General features: G+C 69.6%; 9 protein-coding genes. 8 read left to right on the top strand and 1 reads right to left on the bottom strand.

All coding sequences use genetic code 11. From position 1 onward, the window contains the following. Positions 1 to 133: 133 nt before the first annotated feature. Positions 134 to 4,072, bottom strand: coding sequence for a type VII secretion protein EccCa (gene eccCa / locus ABT115_RS21885; protein ID WP_351792384.1), 3,939 nt, complete (start codon positions 4,070 to 4,072; stop codon positions 134 to 136). A gap of 164 nt (positions 4,073 to 4,236) precedes the next feature. On the opposite strand from eccCa, the gene eccD reads away from it, so the two are divergent. The 8 genes from eccD (at position 4,237) to ABT115_RS21845 (ending at position 11,367) form a co-directional block, all read left to right on the top strand. Further along, positions 4,237 to 5,619 (top strand): type VII secretion integral membrane protein EccD, encoded by a 1,383-nt coding sequence (gene eccD / locus ABT115_RS21880; RefSeq protein ID WP_351792381.1) that lies wholly within the window; start codon positions 4,237 to 4,239, stop codon positions 5,617 to 5,619. Positions 5,620 to 5,626: 7 nt separating this feature from the next. After that, entirely contained in the window at positions 5,627 to 7,117 is a 1,491-nt protein-coding gene (gene eccB / locus ABT115_RS21875; RefSeq protein ID WP_351792378.1) for a type VII secretion protein EccB, read from the top strand. Between the two features lie 171 nt (positions 7,118 to 7,288). Then, on the top strand, positions 7,289 to 7,639 hold the full coding sequence (locus ABT115_RS21870) for a hypothetical protein (protein WP_351792375.1): 351 nt from the start codon (positions 7,289 to 7,291) through the stop codon (positions 7,637 to 7,639). A 51-nt stretch (positions 7,640 to 7,690) separates the two neighbouring features. Continuing rightward, on the top strand, positions 7,691 to 7,984 hold the full coding sequence (locus ABT115_RS21865) for a hypothetical protein (RefSeq protein WP_351792373.1): 294 nt from the start codon (positions 7,691 to 7,693) through the stop codon (positions 7,982 to 7,984). Between the two features lie 13 nt (positions 7,985 to 7,997). Further along, complete coding sequence (locus ABT115_RS21860; protein WP_351792370.1) at positions 7,998 to 8,471, top strand: hypothetical protein; 474 nt, start codon at positions 7,998 to 8,000, stop codon at positions 8,469 to 8,471. A gap of 49 nt (positions 8,472 to 8,520) precedes the next feature. Further along, positions 8,521 to 10,503 (top strand): hypothetical protein, encoded by a 1,983-nt coding sequence (locus ABT115_RS21855; RefSeq protein ID WP_351792367.1) that lies wholly within the window; start codon positions 8,521 to 8,523, stop codon positions 10,501 to 10,503. Next, positions 10,503 to 11,033 carry a YbaB/EbfC family nucleoid-associated protein gene (locus ABT115_RS21850; protein WP_351792364.1) on the top strand — a complete coding sequence of 177 codons (531 nt, stop codon included), beginning with the start codon at positions 10,503 to 10,505 and terminating at the stop codon, positions 11,031 to 11,033. Before ABT115_RS21855 ends, ABT115_RS21850 begins: the two co-directional genes overlap by 1 nt. Further along, positions 11,026 to 11,367 (top strand): hypothetical protein, encoded by a 342-nt coding sequence (locus ABT115_RS21845; RefSeq protein WP_351792361.1) that lies wholly within the window; start codon positions 11,026 to 11,028, stop codon positions 11,365 to 11,367. Before ABT115_RS21850 ends, ABT115_RS21845 begins: the two co-directional genes overlap by 8 nt. The last annotated feature ends 1 nt before the right edge of the window (position 11,368 follow it).

Genomic DNA, 11,368 nt, shown 5'->3' with positions numbered 1-11,368 from the left:
CTGCGTCGTCGTGGTCAGCCCTCCGCCGGTTCCTCGGCACCCGGCCCCACCGCGGCGGCCGCCCTCACCAGGGCGACGGTGCAGGCGCGCTCGGGGACGGGGGCCGAGGAGGTGGCAGGAGGGCGCCGGGCCGTCAGGACCGGTGTGCCGTCTGGATCTGCACCGTACGGCGACGGGTGATGTACAGGCCCCGTCCCGCAGGCAGGATACGTGGCTTCGTTCCGGCCACCACCTGCCCTTCCGCCGGCGGACAGCTCATCATCAGCACCGGGGTGTTGGCCTCCACCATGCGTCGAAGCAATTGGTCGGACATCATCGCCCGGCCGGAGCCGTTCGCACTACGGGCCACGACGATGTGCAAGCCGATCTCGTCGGCCTGGGCGAGGAACTCGTGGAGCGCGCCGAACGGATCGCCGCCGCTCAGCCCGCTCGTGGAGACCAGTTCGTGGTCGTCGACGAGAAGGAACAGCCGGGGCCCGCTCCACCAGTCGCGCAGCTTGAGCCGGGCCGGGGCGATCTCGGGGCCGGGGACCCGGTCCTTCATCGCCCGCGCCACCCCGTCGACCATCTGCGCCAGCAGATTGGCGCCGGTGGCATAGCCGAGGCGGTGCGACTCGGGCACTGCCTCGGCGAGGCCGCGCCGGTAGTCGACGAGCACGACACGGGCCTCGTCGGGGGTGTAGCGGGCACAGATCCCGTCGGCCACATGGGCGAGCAGGTTCGACTTGCCGGACTCCACATCACCGACGACCACCAGATGCGGGTGCTCCTCGAAGTCGTGGTGGAACACGTCGAGCCGCTGATCTTCCAGGCCGAGCGGGACGCGCAGATCGCCGTCCGCGGCGGGGAGTTCGGCCGCCGGAAGGCTCATCGGGAGCATCCGGACCCGTGGAGCACCCGGCCCGCCCCACCCGGCCGCGACCTCCCGTACGAGTGCGGCGACGCCGTCCGCGACGGTCTCCGCGTTCGGATCGCCGTCGTTGCGGGGCAGAGCGGTGAGGTAGTGCATCCGGTCGGTGGTCAGACCGCGGCCCGGAATCGTCGGGACGGTGCCCGCCGCCCGCATGTTGACCATCGAGTCCACGGGGTCGCCGAGACGCAGCTCGAAGCGGGTGCCGAGCTGGTCGCGCAGGGCGGCCGAGATCTCCATCCAGCGGCCGGAGGCCACGATCAGGTGCACCCCGAAGTTGAGGCCCCGCGAGGCGATCAGGTTGAAGGTGGGGGCGAGATCCATGAAGTCCTGGCGGATGGTGTTCCAGCCGTCCACGACGAGGAAGACATCGCCGTGCGCCTCGTCCGGGAACTCACCGGCGGCCCGGCGGCGCCGGAAGTCGGCCATGGACTCCACGCCCCGCTCCGCGAAGAGCAGTTCGCGGTGGGTGATGACCTGGCTGACCTCGGCGATGCTACGCGCTATCCGCTCGGGGTCGAGGCGCCCGGTGACGCCGCCGACGTGCGGCAGCCCGGTGAGCGAGGTGAGCGTCCCGCCGCCGAAGTCCAGGCAGTAGAACTGCACGTCGCGCGGGGTGTGGGTGAGCGCGAGCGCCGTGATCAGCGTACGGATCAGGGTGGACTTGCCGGACTGGGGACCGCCCGCGATGCCGACATGGCCGCCCGCACCCGAGAGGTCGGCCACCAGCTCGTCGCGACGCTGATCGAAGGGGCGGTCGATGACACCGACCGGAACGGAGAGGAACTTCCCGCCGGGCGTACCGGGCGGGGGCAACAGGAGGTCGAGCGTCGGGGGCTCGTCCAGCGGGGCCAGCCACACCTGGTGGGCGGGCGGCCCGGAGCGCTCCAGCTTGTCGACGGCGACGGCGAGCAGGCTGGGCCCGGAGGTGTTCTCCTCCGGCTCCGGCTCCGTCTCCGGGGCGGTGGGCAGGTTCCGGGGCGGAACCCAGCCCGCCTCGAACGGCACCACCTGCCCGGCGACCACCGCACCGCTGACCGCGGGGCGGGTGGCCCGGTAACGGCCCGACACATAGGCGGCCTTGAAGCGGGTGAGCGCACCGACGTCGTTCTTGAGCAGACCGCTGCCGGGCTGCGGCGGCAGCTCGTAGGCGTCCGGAACACCGAGCACGCCCCGGCTGTCCATCGCCGAGAAGGTGCGCAGCGCGATGCGGTAGGAGAGGTGGCCCTCCAGTTGGCTGATCCGGCCTTCGTCCAGGCGCTGCGAGGCGAGCAGCAGGTGGACGGAGAGCGAGCGGCCGAGCCGCCCGATCATCACGAAGAGGTCGAGGAAGTCGCGGTGCGCGGCCAGCAGTTCGCTGAACTCGTCGACCACCACGAACAGGGTGGGCAGCGGGGCGAGGTCGGTGCCGCTCGCCCGCGCCTGCTCGTACTCGCGGACGGACGAGTAGTTGCCGGCCTTGCGCAGCAGCTCCTGGCGGCGGACGAGTTCGCCGTGCAGGGCGTCCTTCATCCGCTCGACCAGCGCCGCCTCGTCGGCCAGGTTGGTGATGACGGCCGAGGTATGCGGCAGCCGGTCCAGGCCGAGGAAGGTAGCGCCGCCCTTGAAGTCGGTGAGGACGAAGTTGAGCGTCTCGGAGGAGTGGGTGAGCGCCAGGGCGAGCACCAGGGTGCGCAGCAGTTCCGACTTGCCGGAGCCGGTGGCGCCGATCAGCATGCCGTGCGGGCCCATGCCGCCCTGCGCGGACTCCTTGAGGTCGAGATCGACGTGCGCACCGTCCGAGCCGATGCCGATCGGCACCCGCATCCGTTCCGCGGCGGTGCGGGGGCGGTGCAGATCGGCCGCCTCGGCTGCGTGCAGATCGCGGATGCCGAGCAGATCGGTGAGCTCCATGTCGTCCTGCAGCGGGCGCTCGGCCCGGGCCGCGGCGCCCAGTCGGAAGGGTGCGAGGGTGGTGGCGAGGGCACGGGAGGCGTGCAGACCGAGCGCGTCCGGCCGGCCCAGCTTCGTCTCGGACGGCTTGCCGTCCGGCGCGGTGGACAGCAGGGTCAGCGCGTCCGGTGCGACGCGCAGTCGCAGTGTGCCGCGTGTCCGGCAGGCACCCTCCAGGGTGCCGCGTACGTCGACGACGGCGGTGTTGCGATAGCCGGACTCGGCGAGCCGGGCCCCGGGGGGCACGGTCGCGGTGTCCAGGATGACGACGGTGAACGGCTCGTCACGGCTGGGCTCCGCGCCGGGCTCGAACGGCGGCCGCCCGGCGAACTCCTCGCCGAGCAGCGGCTCCAGCTCCGAGACCGTCTCGGCCACCAGACGGGCCGGGCCCACCCCGTCGACGTCGGCCTGATGCTGTACGTGCGGCAGCCACTTGGCCCAGGACCAGGACGGCAGCGCGTCGCCGTCCGCCACCACGGCGATCGTCAGATCCTCCGGGGCGTGGGCCACGGCGAGCTGGGCGACCAGCGCGCGGGCCGCGGCCCGGGAAACGGCGCGGTGCTCGTCCGTGGCGGTGAGCAGCACCCGGGCGAACGAACGCAGACGTACGGCCACCGGCTGATCCTCGACCGTCGAGTACGTGTGGATGAAACGGCGCAAAGCGTGCGCGGAGAGCGGCTCCAGGTCCTCGACCGGCTTGGTGGACAGCGGCGCCAGGGTGAGCGCGAGCTGCTGCTCACCGGTCCCGATCCGGGCCTCGCCGAAGTCGTCGTGGGTGGCGCGCCGTTCCCACAGCCGCCCGGTGCGGGCGACCGACCACAGCGCCTGCGGCAACGGGTGGCGCCACTCCTGGGCCTGCCGCTGCTGCTCGACCACCTTGCGGATGCGGCGTCGGCTCGTCGTCAGGTACCGCAGGTAGTCCCGGCGTTCGGCGCGCAGCTTGCGCTTGCGGTCCCCGGCGGCCCGGAGGAACTGGGCGACCAGCATGGCGATGGCCGAGGTGGCCATCATGCCGACCGACACCCACATCAGCACCCCGTTGCCGTCGCCGGGCCGGATGAAGATGAGCACCATGCCGAGCGAACTGAGCGCCATCGGCAGGTAGGTGATGATGCCGCCCATGGCGCCCTGGGGCTCCGGGAGGGACGGTGGCTCCTGAAGCGTCAGTTCGCCCTCGGGCATGCGCGGGCCGACCCGGCGCGGGGGCCGTCGAAAAATGACGGTGCTCAAACCGGCTCCCGACTCGAAGTGTCGACGACCTGAAATCGGCGGCCCACGCCGCCGATTAACGGTTGGTCGCACGAACGTACAGTCATAACGAACTTCACGATAATGTGCACTCGTTCTCGGGGTCGAATCCCGATCGAAATACAGGCGGGAGTGAATCGCGCACCGTGGGCGACAAGACCGCCGGGCTCTGCCGGATAACCGTCAGAAGTCCGGAGAAAACCTTCGAACTAGGCATACCCGCCGATGTTCCGCTCGCTGATCTGCTGCCGGTACTGGTCGAGTACGCCGGTGGAGACCTCGACGAACAGGGCCTGGAACACGGCGGCTGGACTCTCCAACGGCTCGGTGCGGCCCCCCTCGACGAGGAGCGCACCCCGGCCGAGGTGGAGCTGCGCGACGGCGAGACGCTTTATCTGAGGGTCCGTCATGACACGTTGCCCGAAGCAGACTTCGACGATCTGGTCGATGGCATCGGGGAGACGCTGCGCGCCCGGTCCGACACCTGGCGGCCCGAGCTGACGCGTCGGCTGCTCATCGGTTTCACCGTGACGGCTCTGGCCGCCGGACTGATCACCGTGCTGCTGCCGGGCGCCGCGATGTGGCGGGCCGGAGCGGCCGGTGCCGTCGCGCTGCTGCTGGTGGCGGGCGGTCTTGCCGCCTCCCGCGCGGTCGGCGACGCGGGCGCCGGAGCGGCGCTCGGCCTGCTGGCCGTGCCCTACCTGGCCGTCGCTGGCGCGCTGGTCCCGGCCGCCGGGCACGGCGAGAGCATGCTCGGCCCGAGGCTGCTGGCCGGAGGTGCGGCCGGAGCGGGCGCCGCGATCATCGCGCTGGCCGCGGTCGGGGCCTTCGCACCGCTCTTCCTCGGGGCGTTCACGGTGGCCGCGTTCACCGCGGCGGCCGGTGCGGTCGCGCTGTCCGGGATGCCGATCGACCAGGTCGCGGGGTGGCTGGCGGTCGTGGTCGTGCTCGCCGGCGGGTTCGTACCCAGCCTGGCCTTCCGGTTCGCCGGGATGCGGATGCCGCCGCTGCCGTCCAACGCGGGCGAACTGCAGGAGGGCATCGAACCGTTCCCCGCCGCACAGGTCCGCGAGCGCGCCGAACTGGCCGACCGCTACCTGACCGGCATGTACGTGGCGCTCGGGCTGCTGGCCGCCGCCTGCGAGACCGCGCTGCTCGCCACCGGCAGCGGCTGGACGGCCGAGCTGCTCGCCGTGGCGCTGAGCACGCTGCTGCTCCTGCACGTACGCGTGGTCGGCGCCGTGCCGCACCGGCTCGCGATGGCGGTCCCGGGGGCGTACGGACTGGCCCTGGCCGGGGTGCTCCGCGCCATCGACCTGGGACTTCCGGGGCGACTGGAGATCACCGCCGCCTTCGCCGTGCTGGCCGCGATCACCGCGATCGCCGCCTGGACGGTGCCGGGACGACGGCTCGTCCCCTACTGGGGACGGATCGCCGACCTGCTGCACACGCTGTGCGCGCTGGCGCTGCTGCCGCTCGCGGTGCTGCTCGCCGGCGTGTTCGGCGCGCTGCGCGGAATCAGGGGGTGAGGGGCTGATGGCGGTGCAGTCGCGCAAGGACCAGGTGCAGGCGCATCTGTACGTGATGGGGCGGCTCTCCAGCGGACTGCTGCGGGACGACCCCGACTCGCCCGACACCCCGACTGCGCGGACCTGGCGGGGCATTCGCTGGGGTGCGTTGATCGTGGCGCTGGCCTGCGTGGTCACCACGCTCTTCGGGCTGATCAAGCCGGGGGGCGGCACCTCCTGGCAGACACCGGGCACGCTGGTCGTGGTGAAGGAGACCGGCGCCCGCTACCTGAACGTCGGCGGGGTGCTCCATCCGGTGCTCAACCAGGCGTCCGCACGGCTGGTCGCGGGAGATCGGATGGCGGTGCAGCAGGTCGCGTCGGAGTCGATCGGGGACGCGCCGCGCGGCACCCCCATCGGGATCGTGGGCGCCCCGGACGGACTGCCGGGCACCCCCGGCTCCGAAGCCTGGGCGGTCTGCGCCGGTACGCAGCCGGCCGGACCGACGAAGTCGAAGCCGCTGACCAGCTTGGTCGTGGGGGGACCCGCGGACTCGGAGGACGGACTCGGCTCCGACCGCGGTGTGCTGGTGACGGCACCGGGGGAGGGGCGGCAACTGGTGTGGAACGGCCGCCGGTTCCCGGTCGACACCCAGCACGGCACGGAGGCGGCCCTGGGCTGGGCCGGGGTCACGCCCGTACCGGTCAGCGCCTCGTTCCTGACGGCGCTGGACGCCGGGCCTAGGCTCGCCCCGCCGGAGATCACCGGGCGGGGGGGCCCGGGGCCGGAGCTGGCGGGCTCCGTCACCCGCATCGGCCAGCTCTTCTCGGCCGGAGGACAGCACTATGTGCTGCGTACGGACGGGCTGGCCCCGCTGACCGAGCTGGCCCGGCTGCTGCTGCGCGGCGACCCGCGGACCCAGGACCAGGCGTACGGCGGAAAGGCCGTGGTCGAGCGTCCGGTGGGCCCCTCCGACCTGGCGGGTCATCAGGCGCCCGCGTCGGCCGCGCAGCAGCTGGCGGCGGGGCTTCCCGCCTCGGCGCCGAGGGTGTCGACGGTGGACCCGGCGCAGGAGCAGGTCTGCGTCCGGGTGAAGCCGTCCGCCGGTGGTCATACGACGACGGTGTCCCTGGTTCCGGCGGACAGTGTCCCCGGCTCGCTGCCGGACCGGCAGCCGGGGGTGACGGCGGCGTGCGTGGCGGTGGACCGGATCTGGGTGCGCCCGGGAACGGGAACGCTGGTGCGGTCCCGGTCCTCAGCCGGTACCGGCAACTCGATGTATTTGGTGACGGATTCGGGCGTTTCCTATCCGGTTACGGCGGCGGGACTGAAACAACTCGGGTATTCGGCCGGCGTAGCCGTGGATGTTCCGGGGCGTTTGTTGAGTCTTCTTCCGACGGGTCCCGTACTGGACCCGTCGGGGGTTTCGAAGAGCGGAGTGGTGGACGCGGACGGCCGAGAGGAGGGGAAGGTTCCACAGAAGAGAACACAGCTCCGTGAACAATGCGGTGCGGGATAGCGGACATGCTCAAGAAAAGCTCAGACAGAGGTGAACTGGGCTCCCCCACTGCTGACATGAATCCCAATGATCGGATAATCTTCCCGACACAGATGAGGTTGGGGAGGGCCCTGCGACGGATGGGTCGTGCCTTCCCGTAACCGATCGGGTTCCAACTGGAAGGAGACAACGGTGTCCCAGCTCGTCAAGGACGCTGCGGCGGCACGGAAGGCTGTCGTCGCGCTCGACACCCACTTCGGGTTCATGAAGCAGGCCGGCGGCGTCGCCGAAGGCATCAGGAGCAACGTCGCGACGCACTACAGCACGACGGACGGGTCGGCCGCGACCTTCCAGGACAAGTTCGCGTCATGGCAGCAGGGCTACACCAAGGCGATGGCTGCCGTCGACGACGTCTGGAACAAGCTGAACCAGCAGCAGAACGTCCTCGACGCCGGTGAGGAAGCCGCCCTCCAGCACGCCAAGAGCGGGTTCGAGAGCTCCGCCGTCTCCGACGGCATCGCGGGCGTTCTCAACAACAACTGATTTGAAACCACCGATCCGGCCTCATCCGTCGCGGCAAGAAGGGGGCACCCTGTGTCCGGCAACATCCACATCAACTGGAACGGTCTTGGCGACGCCACCAACGACATGCAGCAGCTCACAGCCAACATGCGCAACGCGCTGGAAGAGCTGATCGCGGGCGTGCAGGAGCTCGCCAACACCGCCGAGGGCAAGAGCGCCAACACCTGGCGCCAGGTCCAGCAGCAGCTGAACACCGCGATCAACGAGATGGACAACGCGTTCAACCAGGGCCACCAGACGCTCAACAACATGGGTGACACCCACCACGAGCATGACGTCCACGGTGCCAACGTCATGAACAACTGACGGGTGGTGACCCATGGCTGAGGACGGCGGTACCTACAAGATCTCGTCGGAATTCCTGGAGAGCTTCGCGCGGGACCGGATCAACGGCCAGTTCGTCGAGGAGTTCAGGAACGACGAGCACCTCCTGAAGCTGTACGGCTACGGCGGCATGAAGGGCGCCGGCACCTACGACACCTTGCGTGCGGGTAACCCGGACGTGAAGGAGATCGGCGCGGCGAAGGCCCTGGAGGACCGGTTCACGAAGTTCGCGACGGACATGGTGGGGATTCTGGACGGTCTCAAGGAGGGGATGCTGGTCCTCTCCGACAAGGTGCTCAACGTCAATCACATCACCCAGCAGGGCGAGCAGGATGCCAAGGACATCGCCCTTCAGTCGATGATGGACGACCTCAAGGAACCGCTGGCCATGTTCAGCGGCAGCGGTGGGAAAAGTAACACCACCACAGAGTCTACGTCGGACAACCTGACGCAGAACAAAGATAGTTGACCGAGGGGCGAATCAGCGGGGCGGGATCGGAAGAAGAGGCGAAGGTAAGATGGGTGATGTGAAGTGGGAGGCGGCTCTCAGCCTCTTCACCGATTCCGCGCATCCTCCGGCCACCCGGGAGGACGTAACTAAGCTCCAGTGGATCGCCAACAGCCATGTGGATCCCTGGCACTTCGAGTGGGGGCCCGAGGTCGGTCCTCCCGGGGGCTACGAGTTCGGCTGGAACAAGCCGTGGAACCTGCACAACTTCTGGCCCGTCAACTACCAGATCGGTTTCAACCTCAGCCCGGACATCAAGGACCCGCTGCCCCAGGACAAAGCGCTCTACCAGTGGCACTTCCGCGCAAGGGATACCCTGAAGGAAGCGCTCTCCGGCCACGGCAATGTCTTCGCGCTGTTCAGCTTCGATGACGCGAGTAACACGGTCAAGGGTGTCCAGCGCTTCCTGTTGCGCTGGTTCCAGACGGTCAAGGGCTGGGCCGACGAGATCGACGTTCCCGATTCCGAGATGCAGGGCAGTGCGGCTGGACAGTTCCGCAGCATGCTCATAGGAGTCGCGAACCAGTTTGGTGATCTGCATACGCAGATCACCAACCCGGGTGACCCCTCCAAGGAGATCGACGAAGCTCGGACCGCGGCCATGACGGAGCTGCAGAACCTGTACCACGTGATCTTCGCGTACGGCACGGAGGGGAATGCCTGGCCCGCCCAGATCCTGCACGATCTGTTCCGTGAGGAGTTCGGTGAGGGCTCCTACACGTTCAACAATGGCTGGCTGACGACGAAGACACTTGGCGACCCGAACGCGGCGGGATTCTGGGCCGCCTTCGAGCAGAAGGCCAAGGACCGCTGGCTCGACCAGGTAAAGGGCAGTCTCGACGGTCCTGCATCGACCGCGGCGTCGGTCATCAGCAGCGCGTACAGCAATGCGACCAATGCCCTCCGCTCACCGTACAAGCCGAGCTGGGACGCCCCTGCCGGCACTGGGAAGGGCGGGCTGAATCTGGGAGACAGTGACAACACGGCGTCCGATGCCATCGCCCAACTACTCAAAGGACTGCCGAACCCTCAGGGCGACGCGAACGATCTGCCGGGCGGCGGGACCGGCGACGAGACCCAAGTCCAGGACGGAGAGGGTGACGGCACGTTCAGCGGAGGCGGCGACGGGTCATCCTTCGAGCAGAACGGCTCGGAGGGAGAGAACAAGGGCCCCGGCTCGGCGCTGGAAGACCAGCTCAAGAACCTGAACGCCCAGGGCCCGGGAAGCTTCGACACCAGCGACGTCACCGGAAACGGCAGTACGGGCCTCGACCACAACGGCCTGGGGAACACCAACACCGATCAGAACACCACCGGCCCGGGTACGTTCGGCCCCGGCGGACTGACGGGCATCCCGCCCGGCTCCAGGATCAACCAGAACGGCACCGTGACCGGCCCGGACGGCAAGACGCTCAAGAACCCCGACGGCTCCTTCTACAAGGCCCCGCCCGGCGCGTTCCAGCAACAGCAGAAGCAGCAGGAGACGCTGCGCCGCCAGGCCGAGGCCGAGCAGAAGGCGTACCAGCAGCACGCCAAGGAGCAGGAAGAGGCGCAGCGGCGTGCCGAGCAGCAGCGGCGCGACAACGAGAAGGCGCTGGCCCGCCTCCGCGAGAGCTCCCGGCTCTCCAGCGACCACTCCGGCCTGCGCACCGGCGGCGAGGGCGGATCGCAGCAGAGCAAAGGCGTGTTCAAGGTCCGCAACGCCGACGGTACGTTCTCCGAGTACACGAGTGGCAAGGGCGGCAAGAACAGCGTCGGCATCGAGCCGACCGGCCGGGTCAGGACCAGCTCCGTCGATCCCAGTGCCAAGGCCGTCGAGGAAGCGACCGGGCGGCGCACCTCCTCCCAGCCACCGATGATGCCCCCCGGCGCGGGGGCGGGGGCCGGTGCGGGAGCGGGACAGGAGCAGCACCGGGAGCGCAAGAGCTACCTGGACGAGGACGAGGAGACGTGGGGCACGCAGGAGTGCACCACGACGGGAGTGATCGGCTGATGGGCAACCAGAACGGAGGGCCGGCCCGCGACAACGGCGGCATGCACGACGGCGGTGACGCCCGGGTTCCGCTGTCCGCGCGCGAGCAGTTCGAGTCGATCCTCGGCTCGACGCTCCAGGAGCAGTTCGGCGAGATGCAGCGGCAGGTCCGCGAACATGCCGAGAAGCTTGCCTCCGTCCAGCGCGAGCTGGCCGCCCGCACCTCCACGGTGCGCTCCAAGGACCGCGCCATCAGCGTCACCGTGGGTGTCCAGGGCGATGTCCGCGAGATCAAGTTCCACACCGAGGACTACCGCCAGATGGATCCGGTCCGTCTCGGCAAGGCGCTGGTGGACCTGATCGGCCGGGCGCAGAACGAAGGCGGTGAGGCCGCACGCGAGGCCTTCGAGCCTCTGCGCGGCAAGGGCGACGAGATGCGCCGCTCGATGCTGGCCGGCACCCCGGTGGAGGATTTCCTGGCGCCCCTCCGCGAGATGGCGAAGGGCGCCGCCGAGGCGTCCAAGCCCCGGGGAGGCAGAAACGATGGCTGACGGCAATGAGCTGAAGGCGAGTGAGGCGACCTGGAAGGGCATCGAGGAGTACGGGCAGCTCGGCCGGACCCTGGCCGAGACGCACGCCCATGTCGAGTCCATCAACGACCTCAACGCGCGCGGTGGTGGCGACGGTGAGGACGATTCCTCGAAGCAGTACCACGAAGTGATCAAGGTGGGCATGCCGCCGCTCACCGACAGCCTGAAGATGCTCGACATCCTGATCACCCGGCTGGGTGAGAACGGCCAGGACGTGAAGAAGCTCTTCGCGGAGGCCGAGGACCTGGCCACCCAGCTGGCCAAGGACTGGAAGGCGGCTGGAGGGGACCAGTGAG

This window comes from Streptomyces sp. NPDC001832 (genome assembly GCF_040297265.1).
GTDB lineage: Bacteria > Actinomycetota > Actinomycetes > Streptomycetales > Streptomycetaceae > Streptomyces.
The sequence above is the reverse complement of the archived record's forward strand: the minus strand, read 5'-3'. Positions and strand labels throughout refer to the sequence as shown.

What these genes read in the sequence shown, in the direction of transcription:
- eccB (WP_351792378.1), top strand. Translation starts at nt 5,627, where the DNA reads ATGGCGGTGCAGTCGCGCAAGGACCAGGTGCAGGCGCATCTGTACGTG.
- ABT115_RS21860 (WP_351792370.1), top strand. Translation starts at nt 7,998, where the DNA reads ATGGCTGAGGACGGCGGTACCTACAAGATCTCGTCGGAATTCCTGGAG.
- ABT115_RS21855 (WP_351792367.1), top strand. Translation starts at nt 8,521, where the DNA reads ATGGGTGATGTGAAGTGGGAGGCGGCTCTCAGCCTCTTCACCGATTCC.
- ABT115_RS21850 (WP_351792364.1), top strand. Translation starts at nt 10,503, where the DNA reads ATGGGCAACCAGAACGGAGGGCCGGCCCGCGACAACGGCGGCATGCAC.
- ABT115_RS21845 (WP_351792361.1), top strand. Translation starts at nt 11,026, where the DNA reads ATGGCTGACGGCAATGAGCTGAAGGCGAGTGAGGCGACCTGGAAGGGC.